At 44.0% G+C, this 22,384-nt stretch carries 15 protein-coding genes, 3 tRNA genes and 5 rRNA genes; 21 read left to right on the top strand and 2 right to left on the bottom strand.

Going from position 1 to position 22,384, the window contains the following annotated elements:
- Positions 1 to 25: 25 nt before the first annotated feature.
- From ACNQFZ_RS10190 to ACNQFZ_RS10115, 16 genes are all read left to right on the top strand, one after another.
- A complete protein-coding gene (locus ACNQFZ_RS10190) occupies positions 26 to 1,006 on the top strand; it encodes a DMT family transporter (protein ID WP_458415133.1) in 981 nt (326 codons plus the stop codon).
- Positions 1,003 to 1,329 (top strand): YnfA family protein, encoded by a 327-nt coding sequence (locus ACNQFZ_RS10185; RefSeq protein ID WP_458415132.1) that lies wholly within the window; start codon positions 1,003 to 1,005, stop codon positions 1,327 to 1,329. Before ACNQFZ_RS10190 ends, ACNQFZ_RS10185 begins: the two co-directional genes overlap by 4 nt.
- A 325-nt stretch (positions 1,330 to 1,654) precedes the next feature.
- Positions 1,655 to 3,201 (top strand): 16S ribosomal RNA (locus tag ACNQFZ_RS10180).
- A gap of 153 nt (positions 3,202 to 3,354) precedes the next feature.
- A 23S ribosomal RNA gene (locus ACNQFZ_RS10175) occupies positions 3,355 to 6,287 on the top strand.
- A gap of 214 nt (positions 6,288 to 6,501) precedes the next feature.
- A 5S ribosomal RNA gene (rrf, locus tag ACNQFZ_RS10170) occupies positions 6,502 to 6,618 on the top strand.
- Together the 16S, 23S and 5S rRNA genes with 3 tRNA genes alongside form the textbook arrangement of a ribosomal RNA operon.
- A 55-nt stretch (positions 6,619 to 6,673) precedes the next feature.
- Positions 6,674 to 6,748 (top strand) — tRNA-Glu (locus tag ACNQFZ_RS10165).
- A 67-nt stretch (positions 6,749 to 6,815) separates the two neighbouring features.
- Positions 6,816 to 6,891 (top strand) — tRNA-Val (locus ACNQFZ_RS10160).
- 7 nt (positions 6,892 to 6,898) lie between these two features.
- Positions 6,899 to 6,971: transfer RNA gene (locus ACNQFZ_RS10155), tRNA-Lys, on the top strand.
- A gap of 211 nt (positions 6,972 to 7,182) precedes the next feature.
- A complete protein-coding gene (locus tag ACNQFZ_RS10150; protein WP_458415131.1) occupies positions 7,183 to 7,608 on the top strand; it encodes a cytochrome C in 426 nt (141 codons plus the stop codon).
- Positions 7,609 to 7,632: 24 nt separating this feature from the next.
- Entirely contained in the window at positions 7,633 to 9,504 is a 1,872-nt protein-coding gene (gene nosZ / locus ACNQFZ_RS10145) for a Sec-dependent nitrous-oxide reductase (RefSeq protein WP_458415130.1), read from the top strand.
- A gap of 63 nt (positions 9,505 to 9,567) precedes the next feature.
- Entirely contained in the window at positions 9,568 to 10,125 is a 558-nt protein-coding gene (locus tag ACNQFZ_RS10140) for a hypothetical protein (RefSeq protein WP_458415129.1), read from the top strand.
- Positions 10,122 to 11,447 carry a nitrous oxide reductase family maturation protein NosD gene (gene nosD, locus ACNQFZ_RS10135; RefSeq protein ID WP_458415128.1) on the top strand — a complete coding sequence of 442 codons (1,326 nt, stop codon included), beginning with the start codon at positions 10,122 to 10,124 and terminating at the stop codon, positions 11,445 to 11,447. Before ACNQFZ_RS10140 ends, nosD begins: the two co-directional genes overlap by 4 nt.
- Complete coding sequence (locus ACNQFZ_RS10130; RefSeq protein ID WP_458415127.1) at positions 11,444 to 12,238, top strand: ABC transporter permease subunit; 795 nt, start codon at positions 11,444 to 11,446, stop codon at positions 12,236 to 12,238. Before nosD ends, ACNQFZ_RS10130 begins: the two co-directional genes overlap by 4 nt.
- Positions 12,238 to 12,906: an ABC transporter ATP-binding protein gene (locus ACNQFZ_RS10125; protein ID WP_458415126.1), complete on the top strand. Its 669-nt coding sequence runs from the start codon at positions 12,238 to 12,240 to the stop codon at positions 12,904 to 12,906. Before ACNQFZ_RS10130 ends, ACNQFZ_RS10125 begins: the two co-directional genes overlap by 1 nt.
- Complete coding sequence (locus tag ACNQFZ_RS10120) at positions 12,903 to 13,259, top strand: FixH family protein (RefSeq protein ID WP_458415125.1); 357 nt, start codon at positions 12,903 to 12,905, stop codon at positions 13,257 to 13,259. The genes ACNQFZ_RS10125 and ACNQFZ_RS10120 overlap by 4 nt, the downstream gene beginning before the upstream one ends.
- 75 nt (positions 13,260 to 13,334) lie before the next feature.
- Complete coding sequence (locus tag ACNQFZ_RS10115) at positions 13,335 to 13,901, top strand: YhcN/YlaJ family sporulation lipoprotein (RefSeq protein WP_458415124.1); 567 nt, start codon at positions 13,335 to 13,337, stop codon at positions 13,899 to 13,901.
- A 55-nt stretch (positions 13,902 to 13,956) separates the two neighbouring features.
- Here the strand turns inward: ACNQFZ_RS10115 and ACNQFZ_RS10110 are convergent, their stop codons facing one another.
- The gene (locus tag ACNQFZ_RS10110) at positions 13,957 to 14,409 is read right to left on the bottom strand and encodes a hypothetical protein (RefSeq protein WP_458415123.1); all 453 of its coding nucleotides are present in this window, start codon (positions 14,407 to 14,409) and stop codon (positions 13,957 to 13,959) included.
- Between the two features lie 172 nt (positions 14,410 to 14,581).
- A complete protein-coding gene (locus ACNQFZ_RS10105; RefSeq protein ID WP_458415122.1) occupies positions 14,582 to 15,067 on the bottom strand; it encodes a hypothetical protein in 486 nt (161 codons plus the stop codon).
- A 142-nt stretch (positions 15,068 to 15,209) separates the two neighbouring features.
- Here ACNQFZ_RS10105 and ACNQFZ_RS10100 point away from each other — a divergent pair, with 142 nt between their 5' ends.
- The 5 genes from ACNQFZ_RS10100 (at position 15,210) to ACNQFZ_RS10080 (ending at position 22,243) form a co-directional block, all read left to right on the top strand.
- Positions 15,210 to 15,788 carry a hypothetical protein gene (locus ACNQFZ_RS10100; protein ID WP_458415121.1) on the top strand — a complete coding sequence of 193 codons (579 nt, stop codon included), beginning with the start codon at positions 15,210 to 15,212 and terminating at the stop codon, positions 15,786 to 15,788.
- Positions 15,789 to 15,815: 27 nt separating this feature from the next.
- Complete coding sequence (locus ACNQFZ_RS10095; protein ID WP_458415120.1) at positions 15,816 to 16,796, top strand: hypothetical protein; 981 nt, start codon at positions 15,816 to 15,818, stop codon at positions 16,794 to 16,796.
- A gap of 58 nt (positions 16,797 to 16,854) precedes the next feature.
- Positions 16,855 to 17,199: a hypothetical protein gene (locus ACNQFZ_RS10090; protein WP_458415119.1), complete on the top strand. Its 345-nt coding sequence runs from the start codon at positions 16,855 to 16,857 to the stop codon at positions 17,197 to 17,199.
- A 411-nt stretch (positions 17,200 to 17,610) separates the two neighbouring features.
- Positions 17,611 to 19,157 (top strand): 16S ribosomal RNA (locus tag ACNQFZ_RS10085).
- A 154-nt stretch (positions 19,158 to 19,311) separates the two neighbouring features.
- Positions 19,312 to 22,243 (top strand): 23S ribosomal RNA (locus tag ACNQFZ_RS10080).
- The last annotated feature ends 141 nt before the right edge of the window (positions 22,244 to 22,384 follow it).

Raw genomic sequence — 22,384 nt, 5'->3', positions numbered from 1 at the left:
CAGCACTAAATGAAAGGACAAGATAATGGAAAATAAAAATACGCTTGGCCATTCATTGGCTTTACTGACCATTATCATCTGGGGTACCACTTTCATTTCTACTAAGATACTCCTGCATGATTTTACTCCAATTGAGATTCTTTTTATTCGATTTACAATGGGGTATATTGCGTTGGTTATTGCACATCCATTCCGGCTGAAGGTAATGGATAGAAAACATGAACTCTTATTTATAGGAGCTGGATTATGCGGTGTCACTTTATACTACCTTTTGGAGAATATTGCTCTAACCTTTACAATGGCGTCCAATGTAGGGGTAATCTGCTCACTATCACCATTTTTTACAGCCATTTGTGTATACTATTTTTTGAAGGACGAGCCTTTGCGGGTTAATTTCTTTATCGGATTTGTTGTAGCGATGATTGGTATTTGCCTTATCAGCTTTAGCGGCAAGTCCAATTTTCAACTCAATCCTTTGGGGGATTTATTAGCAGTTGCAGCTACAATCGTTTGGGCGTTTTATTCTGTGTTGGCTAGGAAAATCTTCAGCTATGGGTATAACACCTTTCAAGTTACAAAAAGGATTTTTTTCTATGGGCTCATATTCATGATTCCAGCTCTATTTTTGTTTGACTTCCAATGGAGCTTTAGGCATTTTTCTAACCCTATTAACCTGTTTAATATTTTATTTTTGGGGATGGGTGCATCCGCTCTTTGTTTCGTCACCTGGAACTTTGCAGTTAAAGTATTGGGAGCTGTAAAAACAAGTATCTATATATACATGGTCCCGGTTATCACAGTCGTCACCTCCATCATTGTATTACATGAGCAAATAACAGGGTTGGCTGCATTAGGTACGATTCTCACATTAATAGGACTGTTTCTATCAGAAGGAAAAATCTTATTGAAGAAAAGGTTTTTAGGACTAAGAACCCTGAACTTAAACAAAACTAAAGTGAGGATGGAAGAAGAAGATGAAATTGTGATAGAAAAGGTGAAACAATGATTTACTCGATTACAATCTTTATTCTTGCAGGACTAGCTGAAATTGGTGGTGGCTACTTAGTATGGCTATGGTTGCGTGAAGGAAAACCATTCTGGTATGGAATAGTAGGGGGGCTCATTCTGATTCTTTATGGAATCATACCTACTTTACAAAAGTTTCCTTCGTTTGGGAGAGTTTATGCGGCCTATGGTGGAGTGTTTATCATTCTTTCAGTTTTGTGGGGGTGGGGTGTTGATAGGAAAGCCCCTGATACATACGATTGGATTGGTGCGGCGATTTGTTTAATTGGGGTTTTTATTATGCTTTGGGGACCGAGACATTAATAAAATCGGATATAGGCAGGGGGTTGCGAGGATCCTCTGTGTTTATTATTATGGGATTAATTTAGAAATAAAGATAAAAACTAGTTGAAAAGTATTGATGTTTTTGATATTATTAAATTCTGACGTCGAAAAAGGATGTCGAAAATTATTTTTTTAAAAAGTATGTTGACTTCCGCGAAACAACGTGGTAGAATAAATCTTGTCGCTGAAACACAGCGAAAGAAAATGAAATGGTCTTTGAAAACTAAACAAAATGTCAAGCGTGCAAACAAAGTTGAACTTTTGAGTTCAACACAAGTCAGTTTAATTTTGAGCAATCAAACACTTTTTGGAGAGTTTGATCCTGGCTCAGGACGAACGCTGGCGGCGTGCCTAATACATGCAAGTCGAGCGGATGACGAGGAGCTTGCTCCTCTGATTCAGCGGCGGACGGGTGAGTAACACGTGGGCAACCTGCCTGTAAGACTGGGATAACTTCGGGAAACCGGAGCTAATACCGGATAACTCATGAGACCACATGGTCTTATGATAAAAGATGGTTTCGGCTATCACTTACAGATGGGCCCGCGGCGCATTAGCTAGTTGGTGAGGTAACGGCTCACCAAGGCGACGATGCGTAGCCGACCTGAGAGGGTGATCGGCCACACTGGGACTGAGACACGGCCCAGACTCCTACGGGAGGCAGCAGTAGGGAATCTTCCGCAATGGACGAAAGTCTGACGGAGCAACGCCGCGTGAGCGATGAAGGCCTTCGGGTCGTAAAGCTCTGTTGTTAGGGAAGAACAAGTATCAGTTAACTGCTGGTACCTTGACGGTACCTAACGAGAAAGCCACGGCTAACTACGTGCCAGCAGCCGCGGTAATACGTAGGTGGCAAGCGTTGTCCGGATTTATTGGGCGTAAAGCGCGCGCAGGCGGTTCTTTAAGTCTGATGTGAAAGCCCCCGGCTCAACCGGGGAGGGTCATTGGAAACTGGGGAACTTGAGTGCAGAAGAGAAGAGCGGAATTCCACGTGTAGTGGTGAAATGCGTAGAGATGTGGAGGAACACCAGTGGCGAAGGCGGCTCTTTGGTCTGTAACTGACGCTGAGGCGCGAAAGCGTGGGGAGCAAACAGGATTAGATACCCTGGTAGTCCACGCCGTAAACGATGAGTGCTAAGTGTTGGAGGGTTTCCGCCCTTCAGTGCTGCAGCTAACGCATTAAGCACTCCGCCTGGGGAGTACGGTCGCAAGACTGAAACTCAAAGGAATTGACGGGGGCCCGCACAAGCGGTGGAGCATGTGGTTTAATTCGAAGCAACGCGAAGAACCTTACCAGGTCTTGACATCCTCTGACAATCCTAGAGATAGGACTTCCCCTTCGGGGGCAGAGTGACAGGTGGTGCATGGTTGTCGTCAGCTCGTGTCGTGAGATGTTGGGTTAAGTCCCGCAACGAGCGCAACCCTTGTCCTTAGTTGCCAGCATTCAGTTGGGCACTCTAGGGAGACTGCCGGTGACAAACCGGAGGAAGGTGGGGATGACGTCAAATCATCATGCCCCTTATGACCTGGGCTACACACGTGCTACAATGGATGGTACAAAGGGAAGCAAGACCGCGAGGTGGAGCCAATCCCATAAAGCCATTCTCAGTTCGGATTGTAGGCTGCAACTCGCCTACATGAAGCCGGAATCGCTAGTAATCGCGGATCAGCATGCCGCGGTGAATACGTTCCCGGGCCTTGTACACACCGCCCGTCACACCACGAGAGTTTGTAACACCCGAAGTCGGTGGGGTAACCTTTTGGAGCCAGCCGCCTAAGGTGGGACAGATGATTGGGGTGAAGTCGTAACAAGGTAGCCGTATCGGAAGGTGCGGCTGGATCACCTCCTTTCTAAGGATAATAAGGTGCGCTTTGACATTTTGTTTAGTTTTGAGAGAGCATTTCTCTCAGAACTTGTTCCTTGAAAACTAGATAATCGTAAACATTCATATTTACTGTAAGAAAGTTCTTATTACAATCATGATGATTCAATCAATCATCTTAGGTTAAGTTAGTAAGGGCGCACGGTGAATGCCTTGGCACTAGGAGCCGATGAAGGACGGGACTAACACCGATATGCTTCGGGGAGCTGTAAGTAAGCTTTGATCCGGAGATTTCCGAATGGGGAAACCCACTGTTCGTAATGGGACAGTATCTTTACCTGAATACATAGGGTATTGAAGGCAGACCCGGGGAACTGAAACATCTAAGTACCCGGAGGAAGAGAAAGCAAATGCGATTTCCTTAGTAGCGGCGAGCGAAACGGAAACAGCCCAAACCAAGAGGCTTGCCTCTTGGGGTTGTAGGACACTCTATACGGAGTTATAAAGGAATGAAGTAGGTGAAGTGGTCTGGAAAGGCCAGCCAAAGAAGGTAACAGCCCTGTAGCTGAAACTTCGTTCCCTCTTGAGTGGATCCTGAGTACGGCGGGACACGTGAAATCCCGTCGGAAGCTGGGAGGACCATCTCCCAAGGCTAAATACTCCCTAGTGACCGATAGTGAACCAGTACCGTGAGGGAAAGGTGAAAAGCACCCCGGAAGGGGAGTGAAAGAGATCCTGAAACCGTGTGCCTACAAGTAGTTGGAGCCCATTCAAGGGTGACAGCGTGCCTTTTGTAGAATGAACCGGCGAGTTACGATCCCGTGCAAGGTTAAGTCGAAGAGACGGAGCCGCAGCGAAAGCGAGTCTGAATAGGGCGTCAAGAGTACGTGGTCGTAGACCCGAAACCAGGTGATCTACCCATGTCCAGGTTGAAGTCCAGGTAACACTGGATGGAGGACCGAACCCACGCACGTTGAAAAGTGCGGGGATGAGGTGTGGGTAGCGGAGAAATTCCAATCGAACTTGGAGATAGCTGGTTCTCCCCGAAATAGCTTTAGGGCTAGCCTTAAGGTAAGAGTCTTGGAGGTAGAGCACTGATTGGACTAGGGGCCCCCATCGGGTTACCGAATTCAGTCAAACTCCGAATGCCAAAGACTTATCCTTAGGAGTCAGACTACGAGTGATAAGGTCCGTGGTCAAAAGGGAAACAGCCCAGATCACCAGCTAAGGTCCCAAAGTGTACGTTAAGTGGCAAAGGATGTGGAGTTGCCCAGACAACCAGGATGTTGGCTTAGAAGCAGCCACCATTTAAAGAGTGCGTAATAGCTCACTGGTCGAGTGACTCTGCGCCGAAAATGTAACGGGGCTAAACGTACCACCGAAGCTGTGGATTGACACTTACGTGTCAGTGGTAGGGGAGCGTTCTAAGGGCTTTGAAGCTAGACCGAAAGGACTGGTGGAGCGCTTAGAAGTGAGAATGCCGGTGTGAGTAGCGAAAAGACAGGTGAGAATCCTGTCCATCGAAAGCCTAAGGTTTCCTGAGGAAGGCTCGTCCGCTCAGGGTTAGTCGGGACCTAAGCCGAGGCCGAAAGGCGTAGGCGATGGCCAACAGGTTGATATTCCTGTACCACCTCTTTACCGTTTGAGCAATGGAGGGACGCAGTAGGATAGGGTAAGCGCGCCGTTGGTTGTGCGCGTCCAAGCAGTTAGGCTAATGAGTAGGCAAATCCGCTCATTGTGAAGGCTGAGCTGTGATGGCGAGGGAAAATAGTACCGAAGTTCCTGATTCCACACTGCCAAGAAAAGCTTCTAGCGAGGTAGAAGGTGCCCGTACCGCAAACCGACACAGGTAGGCGAGGAGAGAATCCTAAGATGCGCGAGAGAACTCTCGTTAAGGAACTCGGCAAAATGACCCCGTAACTTCGGGAGAAGGGGTGCTCTGGTAGCGTGCAAGCGCGAGAGAGCCGCAGTGAATAGGCCCAAGCGACTGTTTAGCAAAAACACAGGTCTCTGCGAAGCCGTAAGGCGAAGTATAGGGGCTGACACCTGCCCGGTGCTGGAAGGTTAAGAGGAGGGGTTATCCTTTACGGAGAAGCTCTGAATCGAAGCCCCAGTAAACGGCGGCCGTAACTATAACGGTCCTAAGGTAGCGAAATTCCTTGTCAGGTAAGTTCTGACCCGCACGAAAGGTGTAACGACTTGGGCACTGTCTCAACGAGAGACTCGGTGAAATCATAGTACCTGTGAAGATGCAGGTTACCCGCGACAGGACGGAAAGACCCCATGGAGCTTTACTGCAGCCTGATATTGAATTTTGGTACAGCTTGTACAGGATAGGTAGGAGCCTGAGAAGCCGGAGCGCCAGCTTCGGTGGAGGCATCGGTGGGATACTACCCTGGCTGTATTGAAATTCTAACCCACGCCCCTGATCGGGGTGGGAGACAGTGTCAGGTGGGCAGTTTGACTGGGGCGGTCGCCTCCCAAAGAGTAACGGAGGCGCCCAAAGGTTCCCTCAGAATGGTTGGAAATCATTCGCAGAGTGTAAAGGCACAAGGGAGCTTGACTGCGAGACCTACAAGTCGAGCAGGGACGAAAGTCGGGCTTAGTGATCCGGTGGTTCCGCATGGAAGGGCCATCGCTCAACGGATAAAAGCTACCCTGGGGATAACAGGCTTATCTCCCCCAAGAGTCCACATCGACGGGGAGGTTTGGCACCTCGATGTCGGCTCATCGCATCCTGGGGCTGTAGTCGGTCCCAAGGGTTGGGCTGTTCGCCCATTAAAGCGGTACGCGAGCTGGGTTCAGAACGTCGTGAGACAGTTCGGTCCCTATCCGTCGTGGGCGCAGGAAATTTGAGAGGAGCTGTCCTTAGTACGAGAGGACCGGGATGGACGCACCGCTGGTGTACCAGTTGTCTTGCCAAAGGCATCGCTGGGTAGCTATGTGCGGACGGGATAAGTGCTGAAAGCATCTAAGCATGAAGCCCCCCTCGAGATGAGATTTCCCATTCGTAAGAAGTAAGATCCCTCAGAGACGATGAGGTAGATAGGTCTGAGGTGGAAGCGTAGCGATACGTGGAGCTGACAGATACTAATCGATCGAGGACTTAACCAAAGTAGAAAAGCGGAAGCGACCGTTTAGCGACGTATAAACTGGAGCGCATCGACTGAGATAAAGGAAACACGACGAACGAAGTGAGTCGATGTTGACTTATCGTAGGGAGATGAGCGAAGTTTACTAGTCGCTGGGAGCTGGAGCTGGACAATGCAGTGTAAATATGAATGCAGATTATCTAGTTTTGAAGGAACAACCTTCAAGTAAATAACTGTTTGGTGACGATAGCGAAGAGGTCACACCCGTTCCCATTCCGAACACGGAAGTTAAGCTCTTCAGCGCCGATGGTAGTTGGGGGCTGTCCCCCTGTGAGAGTAGGACGTTGCCAAGCAGAGCCCCATTAGGGGTATTTATTTTGTCCAATTTTAATGGGAAGTATTTCCTCTGGCCCGTTGGTCAAGCGGTTAAGACACCGCCCTTTCACGGCGGTAACACGGGTTCGAATCCCGTACGGGTCACCAAAAAAGGAAGACATGCTAAATGCGCGACATCCTGTCGCAACGCATGCACTTGCACTTCTTGAGCATCGGAGGATTAGCTCAGCTGGGAGAGCACCTGCCTTACAAGCAGGGGGTCGGCGGTTCGATCCCGTCATCCTCCACCATATATACGAGCCATTAGCTCAGTCGGTAGAGCATCTGACTTTTAATCAGAGGGTCGCAGGTTCGAATCCTGCATGGCTCATCATTTGATATTGAAGAATATTACAACCCCGAATCTATTAAGATTTGGGTTTTTTTTATATCATCTATAGTCTAGGTCAACCATTTTTAACGTCGATTCTCAAAAAGGAATCGGCGTTTTTTACAATTAATGAAGTTCCACCAAAAAAAGGAATAGTAAAAGTATGCTAGGAAATAATAAAAAAAATTGTTTGACAAGAAGGGAGGACCATATGGGGAAAAGTATTGCAATTTTTCTTATTTGTTTCTTAATAGCGTTTGGTGCGGGTTACTTTATTTATAAGGGAAACCAAGCTCCGGAAACAGCCCAAAATCCAGAAAAAACAGATCAAGTGGCAAAGAACGATGCAATTAAAGAACAACAGGGTGAAGCTCCGGATAATGAAGGAAGAATATTTATTCAACGAGGCTGTGTTACCTGTCATAGCGTTTCAGCACTGAATGTTCAAGGTGGGGCTACTGGTCCTGATTTATCGCAAGCCTATGTAAATGTAGAAGGAAAGCATGGAGTGCCAATTGAAGAGTTTCTCAAAAAACCAACTTCAGCAGTGATGTCAGGTGTATTGGGTTCAAAACCTTTAACAGATGATGAGTTAAAAGCAGTACTTGCAGCACTAAAGGCTGCATCTGAGAAGTAAGAACGCTTTTCTGGAGGAATTATTATGAAAAAATGGATTGCAGGTGTTGCAGGCTTAGTGGCAGGTGGGCTCGTATCAACAGTAATGTTTGCTGACTTTGATAAGAATGAGGATCAGGCGGATAATGTATCAGATGTTGCATCATACGCTGAAAAGACTTATGTTCCATTTGGAGAACATGATGAATATTATCTATTTGCCTCTGGAGGACATTCCGGGCAAATGTTTATTTATGGGCTACCATCCATGCGGCGCATTCGGACTGTTCCTGTCTTCTCACCGGAAACTGCTACAGGGTATGGCTTTGACAAGCATTCAAAGGAATTAATGGGCGAATATACGTGGGGTGACCTCCACCATCCGGCATTATCTGAAACAGATGGAGAGTACGACGGAAAGTATTTATTTGCTACAGATGTTGCCAATAATCGTGCGGCAGTCGTGGATTTGAAAACGTTTACAACAATGGATATTTTAGAGGTTCCAAATACAGGTGGGCCACATTGCGCGGCATTTGTTACACCAAATACAGAATATTTATTTTTGCCGACTCGTTTTGCTGTTCCTTTGGGCTTTAAATATGCACCGTTAGAGGAATATAAAACGAAATATAAGGGTGTCATGTCTGCAGTTACATTTAATGAAGCAAAGAAAAAACTTGAGTTGGCTTATCAGGTTGCTTTGCCGCCATGGTCGTTTGATTTGTCTGATGCCGGGAAAAAAGGGTCTGAAGGCTGGTCCGTCATGACAACTTATAATACGGAAGAAGCAACAACGGAAATGGAGATTAATGCCTCCCAAAAAGATCGAGATTTTATTGTTCTTTATAATTGGAAGGAACTTGAGAAAATGGTGGCGGAGGGAAAATACGATATGGTCGGGGACGTAAAAATGATTTTTCCTGAGAAGCATAAGGGAGGCATCTACTTAGTGCCCACGGCCAAATCACCGCATGGTGTAGATGTAACACCGGATGGCACCCGTTTCGTTGCTTCTGGAAAGCTGGCACCGGCTATGACTGTATTTTCATTTGAAAAAGCTTTTAAAGCTATCAAAGATAAAAAGTTCTCAGGAGAGTTTGGGGGAATTCCAATTTTGGATTATGAGTCTGTTATGGAAAGGGAAGTTAACCCTGAAAATGCACTAGGGCCGTTACATTCGCAATTCGATGACAAAGGCTTTTGTTATACAACCATGTTCATTTCCTCAGAGATTGTGAAATGGAATGTCGATACGGGAGAAGTGGTGGACCGAATACCGGTACAATATTCTCCGGGACACGCAGCAGCTGCAGAAGGCGATACAGTTAGTCCGGACGGAAAGTATCTTGTTTCCTTAAACAAACTCGCTAAAGACACTTACCTTTCGGTTGGTCCATTCCATCCAGAATCAATGCAGTTAATTGATCTTACTGGAGACAAGATGGAACTTATTTATTCCGCACCTGTTGATCCAGAGCCACATTATGCACAAATCATTAAGGCGGATAAATTGAATCCGTTTAAAATATACGAAAAGGACGAAAAGCGACCAAACAGTGTTTGGAATCAAAAGGATACGAGTATCACTAGAAATGGAAACACAGTAGAAGTTCGCGGAGTCGCACTCAGATCGAAGTTTATTTTTGATGGAGCTGCTGAACGTAAGGATGTCATAAAAGTAAAAGAAGGGGATAAAGTCGTCATTCATTTAACGAATATTGATTTAGACGAGGACATAACACACGGCTTTGGAATTAATTCCTACAACTTAAATATGGAAGTTCAGCCGGGGCAAACCAATACGATGGAATTTGTAGCTAATAAACCTGGTACGTATCCATTGTATTGTACAAACTTCTGCTCTGCGTTGCACCAAGAAATGAATGGATACCTATTGGTTGAACCAAAAGGATAAAAGGATATAGAAGAGGGGCGCACATGCCCTTCTTCTACTTTTTGAAAAAAGGAGAACATAATAATGAGACTTTCAACGTCTTCAGTTATTTCTTTGTGCTTAGCAGGTGTATTACTAGTACTTTCCATTTTCTTTCCGTGGTGGGGGATGAAATTCTATGCTCCGCAATATCCTGAAGGATTGGATATCATCGTTTACCCATATAAATTGGCAGGGCAAATTGATATTGTAAATGGCTTAAATCACTATATTGGAATGAAAAACTTTAGTAAAGAAGATTTCCCGGAACTTCAGTACCTGCCATACATAATAGGCGGTCTGGCTTTACTAACGTTTATTGTTGCCTTGTTAAGGAGAAAAGGCTTACTTTATGGTCTCATAGCACTTTTTGTTGTAGGCGGTGGATTAGGAGTCTATGATATTAACCGCTGGTTGACGAACTATGGAACAGAGCTTGACCCGAAAGCGCCAATTGACATTCCGCCGTTTGTACCCCCTATCATTGGTGAGAATAAGATTGCCAACTTTGTGACTGACAGCTATTTCAGTTATGGATCTTTTTTACTGGGAGCGGCATTTTTATGCACCCTTTTTCCATTATGGAGGGATCGGAAAAAATGAGAAAAGAAGCGCTTTGGATTATTGGGTCCGCGTTACTTTTATTGACGATTAACCCTGCCTGCAGTTTTGCAGAAAATAAAACATTACAAGAATTGGTTGATGGGACTCCTTCGAATGGCAAACTTCTTCTTCAAGATCAAACATATAGAGGTAATGTAGTCATTACAAAACCGATTACAATCAAAGGTACAGATAAAACCCATATTAAAGGAGATGGGACAGGAAATGTCATCCTTATAAAGGAACCAGGCCATGGAGTTCACTTGGAGAATTTGAAAATCTCCCATAGCAGCTTAAGTCGGAATTCAGAAGAAGAGTATTCTGCTGTGAAGGTTTTATCGAATCGAAATGTGTTTCGTAATCTTAAAATAAGCGATTCTTTTCATGGTATCTATTTAAACCATTCTAATGAAAATGAAATCTCTAACGTTTCAATTGAGGGAATGGGTGGGGGAGAAATCGGTGGTCAAGGGAACGGCATCCAACTGATATACTCCCATCGAAATCAGTTGAGAGATACGGTAATTACTAATTCTCGCGACGGTATCTATTTTTACTATGCCAATGATAATTTGGTAGAAGGAGTTTGTGTCAGTCATACCCGTTATGGTTTGCATTATATGTATTCTGATAGTAATCACTTCTATAACAATAAATTTCAGCTTAATACAGGTGGCGCAGCAATCATGCAATCTAAGGGCATAGAGTTAATTGGAAATGAATTTTCCTACCACCAAGGTACGAAAGGGTTTGGGTTAATGCTTCAGTCCAGTAATGAGAATCTTGTTAAAAATAATCGTTTTTTTCATAATCAGCGCGGACTTTATGCCGACTTAGCTCAGAAAAACGAGATTATCAGCAATGACTTTTATAAAAATAATATCGGTGTAGAGATTTGGGCGAGTTCCGCAGGCCAGGTGTTTTCATTGAACCGTTTTAACAATAATACCTTGCCGGTTATTACAATCGGTGGCCAAACCAAAAATGAATGGAGCAAAGATGGAAAGGGCAATGATTGGGGGAATACCATCCCACTATTTGATTTGAATCGGGACAAGATAGGGGATATACCAGTACAATATAAATCTTCTATGGCGAAGCTCCTGGAGGATCAAGAGCTAGTTTATCTTTTTTTAACGAGCCCAGCTATTTTTATATACGAAAAAATAAATCAATTTTTGCATAAGGAAGAAATCGTATTTGAAGACCCATTTCCTTTGATGAGAGAGCGGCAAATGAGGCTACAACTAACTTGGATTCTATTGATTCCAAATATGTTTATGATAGGGATGCTTTATTTACAAAGGAGGAAAATTCGTTGACATATATTTGGAAAGAGTGGAATGAATTGTCCCGCGGAAAAGGCCTCTGGCTGGCATTAAGTATGGTCATGATTATTTCCATTATTATTTTGTGGCAATCCAATTCATTACCGGCAGATAAAGGATTCGAAGTTTTTTTACTTTCCCTGCATGAAATGAATGTTTATCTCATTCCTTTATTTAGCTTGTTTATCTCTTCATTTGCCCTCATACAGGAAAAGGAACAAAAAACATTAATGATTCTTATGACGGTAAAAGAATCTTATCGCAGTTTTTTTCTGAAAAAGTCGTTGGGAGTGCAGTTCATCACCATTTCAATGTTTATACTTTGGTATTTTATCCTGGCCATCCCTATGAAATTCACGTTATTTTTTAATGGGTCTTCATTTTTGTTTTTTTTATTTGCTTTTCTCACTTTATTATTTATTTTCAATCAAATTGGTTTATTTCTGGGAAGTATTTGTGATAATCGCATGCAGCTTGTAGGGGCTAACATTTTTACATGGTTCTTTTTTATTTTCCTTCTTGATTTATTGTTTCTTTTTTTTCTACCAATGGTAAAGGAGGAAAATATCAAGATTTTTTCAGTGCTTTATTTTTTGGACCCTCTTCACTCCCTACATTTTTATTTGGAGACGGTGTTGGGGCTTTACCCGCTTGACCATATGTCTAGACTAATGGAGAAAATGGTTTGGCTTCCGCCCAAATATTTAGTTTGGATTCCTCTATTTGTGTGGTCGATTATAGCATTTGAGCTGGCGGTTAGGCTGAAGCGAAGGGGTGGAATTTGATGATAGAAATAAAAGGATTAAGCCAATCATATCAAAATAAAGAAGTCTTGCGGAATATTAACTTAACAATTGAAGATAACGAAATTTGTGCCCTGGTGGGAAGCAATGGAGCCGGGAAATCAACATTAATTCATACAATGCTAAACTTGTTACCTGCTAAAGAGGGGAGCATCACTCTTGCAGGAATACCCAATTATAAAGAAGGCTGGAAAAGCAATGTCGCTTACCTGCCTGAAAAGTTTCTGCTCTATCCCCATATGACGGGAGAGGAGAATATGAAATTTTTTGCTTCTGTAAGACAGGGACAGCCGGATGAGAAAAGGGTGGAAGAAATATTGAAGAAGGTAAATCTTTGGGAGAGTAAGGGGAATTTAATCAAAGGTTATTCAAAAGGGATGCTCCAGCGCTTAGGTCTTGGCATCATGCTGTATTTCAATTCCTCCATTCTTATCCTTGATGAACCAACGAGCGGGTTAGACCCAAAAGGAAGAATTGAGATTTTAAAGATATTAAAGTCTTTGAAAAATAAAACGATTCTATTTTCATCCCATCATATGGATGAAATTCGCCAGGTATGCTCCACTGTTGCTTATTTAGAGAATGGGGAAGTAAGCAAATTTGGGCTAAATGACTTTTATGATGAGTATGTAGTAGGAGGGCTATTATGAGAATGTTAATGCTATCGCTTGCTATTTTAGCAGTGATGATCATGTCGGGATGCTCTTCACCTAATTGGGAAGTGGCTATACAAGCACCAACAAAGTTCCAGGAGGGTGTACCAAGCCAACTTCTTCTTGAGATTAGTGGAAATGGGAAGCCTGCTACAGGCCTGCAGGTTCATGGCATTCTTGAAATGGCCAGAATGGACCATGGAACCATTGAGGTTGATTTTAAAGAAACAGGAAATGGTCAATATGAAAGCACTGCTGAGTTACCGATGAACGGAGAATGGAATGCAATCCTGGAAATATCAAATGGAAAGACTAAAGCAGAGAAGACTGTTAACTTTAACGTTGAGTAGCTGTCTGTATTGGTTTAAAAAAATGAATACCTATTCTATTTATGAACAAAATAGATAAAAAGGAGTGTATGTTACGTGAGTCCTAAATTATTGTTTATTACTTCTATTTTGATGACTTGGTTAGTAGGTTGTAACATTAGCAATAATACTAATGAGGGAGCCCAGCCACAGATTGGAGAAAATGCAGGGCAGGTAAAGAACGTAAGCAATAATGAAATGAACACAACAAATGTTGCTAACCAATATGACCAACCTTATAATCACAATTACAATGGTACATACTCAGGAACACAGGATGCCACGAATGACATTCGTTCAGCACAACAAGTGGCATCAAGGGCGTCTGAAGCGGCTGAAAAAATATCAGGCGTAAAGCGGGCTGTATCAGTTGTTCAAGGAATGGATATTGTCGTTGGTATTGATGTGAACCAGCGTGGTGATATACAAACGCTAGAGCAAAAGGTCAAACAGGTCATATCTAAGAATGAACAAGGCTATAATGTCTATGTTACATCAGACCCCGACATCAAGGAACGTATTCGAACCTTATTCACTAATTTAAATAATGTAAAGACAAGCTTTGTCACTGGGGGCGTTGGTGAGATTATCTATGATATAGGACAAGCACATGCACAACGTTAAAAGGGTAATCGGACAGGGGAATTTCCTCCTGTCCTTATTTGCTTTTATCCAGTCATTAATCAACGACAATATAGGCAATCATCGGGATGCTATGGTCTCGATGTGCATGTGTATCACATACTAAACGGTAGGTCCCTTCTTCTTTAAATTGCAGCGGGACTATCGTTGTTTCCCCTTTTTTTACAATCCCTTTGATATCTGTTCCTTCAATATGAAAAGGATGATCCTGTTCATTAATTCCACTAATATATAGATTGACTTGTTCTCCCTTTTCTAAAAATACAGTTCCCGGATCCCAGCGTTGAACGACCATATCCTTCCCATCTTGTGTTTTTGTATGGAACTCAGCCGTAATCATGTCTATCTCACGAATGCTCTCATTGGCTTGCTGACTAAACACAGGTACAGCTTCTGGTTTGAATAAAAAAAGGACGGAGATGGCAGCAAAAATAACGACTACAGTTAAAACTAACAAAAGTGTTGTTTTTCTCAAAACAAAAAAATTCATGATATAAGCCCCTTTCAAAGTTGTCTATTTCATACTTATGCAAAGAGGATAAGAAAACTTGTCTTCTTTTTGAAATTTATTTTTATAGGCCGTAATCTACTCCTGATCAAAGCCGATGACCACAAAAAAGAAGATTGTGGAAAGTAATCCACAACCTTCTTTTAAATTAATATTATCCGTTTGGTTCGGTTAACAGATCAGCTTGCTTTTGAACATTGGCTTTTTCATAAAGCTTCTGGAATACATAATTTATGAATGCGTTTGAAACAATCATTATAAAAAATGCTTTTGAACTTATTTTTAATTTAAAGAATTTAGCCTTTTCGAATAAGCGAATAATGTGAAAGGAGTAAATATAGTCAGCTATGACATTGACTAAAGAATATAAGAAAAATTTCCCCTTTGTTAAATGGAAAACCCACAAATTTGCAAAAAAGTACGGCCCCAAAACTAGAACCAATGTGTTGCATGTCATTGCACTTGGTCCATCCTTAGCCTTCCAAAGTCTGTGAATAGTTAAATAGAACATTTCAGCAAGCAGAATACTTGATGAAAATAAGGTTACCGGCAAATATTTCACAAACGACTTTTTGGGAAGAAACCATGCCGCAATGATAGCGCATAAGGTTAAAAAGATACGAATAGAATTTTTAATCATTTCATAACTCCTTCTTATTTTTTAATAATTTGCTCAAAGATAGATTTTCCTATACTCCATAAAAATTAATCGGATTTTCCAAACATTTCCATTTTATTTGTTATAATTAAGATGCAGCCACTCTAAAGGGGAAAAGGTGAGAATGGTGAATATGGTTAATGTAAAGAAAATGAGAATAAAGCAAGTCATTGCTACGAACATTTTAGTAATGACGGCATTTTCACTTTATTTTTCAGTGATTAAATTTTTTAATATATCCAACACATTATTGTTTTTCGCGCTAGCAGTGATACTACTATGTCAGGCAGTAATTGCTTTGGTAAAGAAGAGCCCTACAAATTCATTCATCCCTATTTTTAAACAAGTAGCAATTTATGAACAGAAAAAGATGGGAGACGAATGGAAAAAGCAACAAAAGTCAGCTGTTATATCGAGTTTCATATTAAGCGGAATTATGTTTTTCAATTCTTATTTGAGTCACGGGTCAACAAATGTGGTTTTGGAAATAGACTTTAAGAGTTTGTTGCTTATTAGTCTGTCGATTATAGTCATAACAAATATTAGTTTACTTTTGCATATAAGAAAGGTAGACCGTTCAGATTCGGAGTTAGACTTGAAGGGATACTCTTGGAAGTTCAATATCACTGCGGTTGTTGGCGGCATTGCTTTTGGGCTTATATTGTTTATTTTTACGATTTGCTATATTCTATCCAACATTTAAAGATATTTTAGGGGAGATGAGGTAGCCATGTCTGCACCATTAAAAAGTAGGTTTAAAAGAATGTTACTGCTTAGTTTTGTTGTGATTTTATTGATCAGTGGCTGTTCCCCGACAAATTCTAAAACGAATAGTATAAAGAAGGAAGATAAAGTGGTAAAAGAAAATACTACGGAAATATTCGAATTGGCTTCAGTTTGGGCCTATGCACTTAAAACAAGGGATGGAAAACCTCGATATGAAATGATGTCCGAAAAGGCGAAAGAAAAGTTTAAACAAGAGCAGATAAATAGAAGCGGAGAAAATTGGAATTATAATATTGGCGTTTCCAGCCCGTGGGTAATAGATTATAAGATTGAAATGGATGGTATGACAGCGAATATCACCTATATTACCCAAACTAGCGACCCGGCTTATTATGAAATGAAGGAAAAAGTTACATTTTCAAGAGAAAACGGCAAATTAGTTGTTGATGACTATCAAACACTTTTTGAAGATAAATTGATTGAAGGCATGACCAAAGTAGAAATTCACCATATTTATGATTTAATAAAAAAAGAAAGGCCAACTCCGGCAGAGGTAGAAAGGATTTTAAAATCATTCAAAGATCTCGAACCTGAATATTACAATAATATTGAAGGCGCCAATTTTCTTGAGGTAGTTGATTGGTTGTACAATTTAGAAACCTCTACTAAATTAGATCACTTGGATGATATCTTTGCCTTACATGATCAAGTTGATGGTGCTGCCACCGAAACATATAGTGCGATTATATACGGGTTATTTGTAGAGTCCCCATTCCTTTTTGTTCAAAGGTTAAGTATGCAGGATTCTAAGAGTATAGTAAGTATCAGTGAAGAGCTAGCTTATTATGCAGGTTATTTTAATGTAGAGGAAATAATAGCAAATACTAAACATATCTTTTCTGAAAAAGAATTATCTGAAAAGGAACAAGCTACTGTAGAGGAAATAATAAAGGCATTGGACAGACAATTGAAAGGTGAAATTTAAATGAACGTTTAAATAAAAATAGATTAAAGGAGTTTGAGTAAGTGAAAGGTGTTAGACCATGGTCCTATTAGATGAAAAGGTCGTGAAGGTGGAATTGTCCCCATCCAATGGGATAGGTGATGTTAATCCGGAAACTTCTAAGTCCTTTGATGATAAAAAGTCTATTAAAGTATTTGAGAATACAATAAGAACGGCAGTGAAAAAGCAGGTAAAGGTTGGGCCAAAACCTGATTATGATGTCATTGTATCTTATGGGGATCGTTTTCCAAAGCATGCTATCCATTTATGGTTGGGGGATGAAGATGAGAAAAGTATCTTGATGTATATGATTGGAGAAGGGGAAACCTATATAACCTCAGCTAAGGCAACTAATCAATTAAGAAATATAATTTTAAAAGATTAAGTTGGTTTGTTTTGGTGAACAATCTGAGCGAATGGTGTAGAGTGTGAGATGCGAGAGTGGAAAAATACATATTCCAGTAGAAACATCGAATCTATCACATACATATATTCAAAAATATGGTAAAAATATTTCGAGGCGCCTCATAATAATTATGAGAATGTTTTAAAAAGGCTATTGCATAGTGATCTTGTTTTTGGTATTATTAAATTCCGGCGTTGAAACGGCGCCAAAAAAACTTTTGAAAAAAGTTGTTGACTTCTACGAATGTAGATGGTAAGATAATAAATGTCGCTGAAACACAGCGAAAGAAAATGAAATGGTCTTTGAAAACTAAACAAAATGTCAAGTGTGCAAACAAAGTTGAACTTTTGAGTTCAACACAAGTCAGTTTAATTTTGAGCAATCAAACACTTTTTGGAGAGTTTGATCCTGGCTCAGGACGAACGCTGGCGGCGTGCCTAATACATGCAAGTCGAGCGGATGACGAGGAGCTTGCTCCTCTGATTCAGCGGCGGACGGGTGAGTAACACGTGGGCAACCTGCCTGTAAGACTGGGATAACTTCGGGAAACCGGAGCTAATACCGGATAACTCATGAGACCACATGGTCTTATGATAAAAGATGGTTTCGGCTATCACTTACAGATGGGCCCGCGGCGCATTAGCTAGTTGGTGAGGTAACGGCTCACCAAGGCGACGATGCGTAGCCGACCTGAGAGGGTGATCGGCCACACTGGGACTGAGACACGGCCCAGACTCCTACGGGAGGCAGCAGTAGGGAATCTTCCGCAATGGACGAAAGTCTGATGGAGCAACGCCGCGTGAGCGATGAAGGCCTTCGGGTCGTAAAGCTCTGTTGTTAGGGAAGAACAAGTATCAGTTAACTGCTGGTACCTTGACGGTACCTAACGAGAAAGCCACGGCTAACTACGTGCCAGCAGCCGCGGTAATACGTAGGTGGCAAGCGTTGTCCGGATTTATTGGGCGTAAAGCGCGCGCAGGCGGTTCTTTAAGTCTGATGTGAAAGCCCCCGGCTCAACCGGGGAGGGTCATTGGAAACTGGGGAACTTGAGTGCAGAAGAGAAGAGCGGAATTCCACGTGTAGCGGTGAAATGCGTAGAGATGTGGAGGAACACCAGTGGCGAAGGCGGCTCTTTGGTCTGTAACTGACGCTGAGGCGCGAAAGCGTGGGGAGCAAACAGGATTAGATACCCTGGTAGTCCACGCCGTAAACGATGAGTGCTAAGTGTTGGAGGGTTTCCGCCCTTCAGTGCTGCAGCTAACGCATTAAGCACTCCGCCTGGGGAGTACGGTCGCAAGACTGAAACTCAAAGGAATTGACGGGGGCCCGCACAAGCGGTGGAGCATGTGGTTTAATTCGAAGCAACGCGAAGAACCTTACCAGGTCTTGACATCCTCTGACAATCCTAGAGATAGGACTTTCCCTTCGGGGACAGAGTGACAGGTGGTGCATGGTTGTCGTCAGCTCGTGTCGTGAGATGTTGGGTTAAGTCCCGCAACGAGCGCAACCCTTGTCCTTAGTTGCCAGCATTCAGTTGGGCACTCTAGGGAGACTGCCGGTGACAAACCGGAGGAAGGTGGGGATGACGTCAAATCATCATGCCCCTTATGACCTGGGCTACACACGTGCTACAATGGATGGTACAAAGGGAAGCAAGACCGCGAGGTGGAGCCAATCCCATAAAGCCATTCTCAGTTCGGATTGTAGGCTGCAACTCGCCTACATGAAGCCGGAATCGCTAGTAATCGCGGATCAGCATGCCGCGGTGAATACGTTCCCGGGCCTTGTACACACCGCCCGTCACACCACGAGAGTTTGTAACACCCGAAGTCGGTGGGGTAACCTTTTGGAGCCAGCCGCCTAAGGTGGGACAGATGATTGGGGTGAAGTCGTAACAAGGTAGCCGTATCGGAAGGTGCGGCTGGATCACCTCCTTTCTAAGGATAATGAAGGCATGCTTCGACATTTTGTTTAGTTTTGAGAGAGCATTTCTCTCAAAACTTGTTCCTTGAAAACTAGATAATCGTAAACATTCATATTTACTGTAAGAAAGTTCTTATTACAATCATGATGATTCAATCAATCATCTTAGGTTAAGTTAGTAAGGGCGCACGGTGAATGCCTTGGCACTAGGAGCCGATGAAGGACGGGACTAACACCGATATGCTTCGGGGAGCTGTAAGTAAGCTTTGATCCGGAGATTTCCGAATGGGGAAACCCACTGTTCGTAATGGGACAGTATCTTTACCTGAATACATAGGGTATTGAAGGCAGACCCGGGGAACTGAAACATCTAAGTACCCGGAGGAAGAGAAAGCAAATGCGATTTCCTTAGTAGCGGCGAGCGAAACGGAAACAGCCCAAACCAAGAGGCTTGCCTCTTGGGGTTGTAGGACACTCTATACGGAGTTATAAAGGAATGAAGTAGGTGAAGTGGTCTGGAAAGGCCAGCCGAAGAAGGTAACAGCCCTGTAGCTGAAACTTCGTTCCCTCTTGAGTGGATCCTGAGTACGGCGGGACACGTGAAATCCCGTCGGAAGCTGGGAGGACCATCTCCCAAGGCTAAATACTCCCTAGTGACCGATAGTGAACCAGTACCGTGAGGGAAAGGTGAAAAGCACCCCGGAAGGGGAGTGAAAGAGATCCTGAAACCGTGTGCCTACAAGTAGTTGGAGCCCATTCAAGGGTGACAGCGTGCCTTTTGTAGAATGAACCGGCGAGTTACGATCCCGTGCAAGGTTAAGTCGATGAGACGGAGCCGCAGCGAAAGCGAGTCTGAATAGGGCGTTAAGAGTACGTGGTCGTAGACCCGAAACCAGGTGATCTACCCATGTCCAGGTTGAAGTCCAGGTAACACTGGATGGAGGACCGAACCCACGCACGTTGAAAAGTGCGGGGATGAGGTGTGGGTAGCGGAGAAATTCCAATCGAACTTGGAGATAGCTGGTTCTCCCCGAAATAGCTTTAGGGCTAGCCTTAAGGTAAGAGTCTTGGAGGTAGAGCACTGATTGGACTAGGGGCCCCCATCGGGTTACCGAATTCAGTCAAACTCCGAATGCCAAAGACTTATCCTTAGGAGTCAGACTACGAGTGATAAGGTCCGTGGTCAAAAGGGAAACAGCCCAGATCACCAGCTAAGGTCCCAAAGTGTACGTTAAGTGGCAAAGGATGTGGAGTTGCCCAGACAACCAGGATGTTGGCTTAGAAGCAGCCACCATTTAAAGAGTGCGTAATAGCTCACTGGTCGAGTGACTCTGCGCCGAAAATGTAACGGGGCTAAACGTACCACCGAAGCTGTGGATTGACACTTACGTGTCAGTGGTAGGGGAGCGTTCTAAGGGCTTTGAAGCTAGACCGAAAGGACTGGTGGAGCGCTTAGAAGTGAGAATGCCGGTGTGAGTAGCGAAAAGACAGGTGAGAATCCTGTCCATCGAAAGCCTAAGGTTTCCTGAGGAAGGCTCGTCCGCTCAGGGTTAGTCGGGACCTAAGCCGAGGCCGAAAGGCGTAGGCGATGGCCAACAGGTTGATATTCCTGTACCACCTCTTTACCGTTTGAGCAATGGAGGGACGCAGTAGGATAGGGTAAGCGCGCCGTTGGTTGTGCGCGTCCAAGCAGTTAGGCTAATGAGTAGGCAAATCCGCTCATTGTGAAGGCTGAGCTGTGATGGCGAGGGAAAATAGTACCGAAGTTCCTGATTCCACACTGCCAAGAAAAGCTTCTAGCGAGGTAGAAGGTGCCCGTACCGCAAACCGACACAGGTAGGCGAGGAGAGAATCCTAAGATGCGCGAGAGAACTCTCGTTAAGGAACTCGGCAAAATGACCCCGTAACTTCGGGAGAAGGGGTGCTCTGGTAGCGTGCAAGCGCGAGAGAGCCGCAGTGAATAGGCCCAAGCGACTGTTTAGCAAAAACACAGGTCTCTGCGAAGCCGTAAGGCGAAGTATAGGGGCTGACACCTGCCCGGTGCTGGAAGGTTAAGAGGAGGGGTTATCCTTTACGGAGAAGCTCTGAATCGAAGCCCCAGTAAACGGCGGCCGTAACTATAACGGTCCTAAGGTAGCGAAATTCCTTGTCAGGTAAGTTCTGACCCGCACGAAAGGTGTAACGACTTGGGCACTGTCTCAACGAGAGACTCGGTGAAATCATAGTACCTGTGAAGATGCAGGTTACCCGCGACAGGACGGAAAGACCCCATGGAGCTTTACTGCAGCCTGATATTGAATTTTGGTACAGCTTGTACAGGATAGGTAGGAGCCTGAGAAGCCGGAGCGCCAGCTTCGGTGGAGGCATCGGTGGGATACTACCCTGGCTGTATTGAAATTCTAACCCACGCCCCTGATCGGGGCGGGAGACAGTGTCAGGTGGGCAGTTTGACTGGGGCGGTCGCCTCCCAAAGAGTAACGGAGGCGCCCAAAGGTTCCCTCAGAATGGTTGGAAATCATTCGCAGAGTGTAAAGGCACAAGGGAGCTTGACTGCGAGACCTACAAGTCGAGCAGGGACGAAAGTCGGGCTTAGTGATCCGGTGGTTCCGCATGGAAGGGCCATCGCTCAACGGATAAAAGCTACCCTGGGGATAACAGGCTTATCTCCCCCAAGAGTCCACATCGACGGGGAGGTTTGGCACCTCGATGTCGGCTCATCGCATCCTGGGGCTGTAGTCGGTCCCAAGGGTTGGGCTGTTCGCCCATTAAAGCGGTACGCGAGCTGGGTTCAGAACGTCGTGAGACAGTTCGGTCCCTATCCGTCGTGGGCGCAGGAAATTTGAGAGGAGCTGTCCTTAGTACGAGAGGACCGGGATGGACGCACCGCTGGTGTACCAGTTGTCTTGCCAAAGGCATCGCTGGGTAGCTATGTGCGGACGGGATAAGTGCTGAAAGCATCTAAGCATGAAGCCCCCTCGAGATGAGATTTCCCATTCGTAAGAAGTAAGATCCCTCAGAGACGATGAGGTAGATAGGTCTGAGGTGGAAGCGTAGCGATACGTGGAGCTGACAGATACTAATCGATCGAGGACTTAACCAAAAAGAAAAGCGGAAGCGACCGTTTAGCGACGTATAAACTGGAGCGCATCGACTGAGATAAAGGAAACACGACGAACGAAAGTGAGTCGATGTTGACTTATCGTAGGGAGATGAGCGAAGTTTACTAGTCGCTGGGAGCTGG

The organism is Schinkia acidoalkalinis, assembly GCF_054301215.1.
This window is presented reverse-complemented; position numbering and strand designations above follow the sequence as displayed.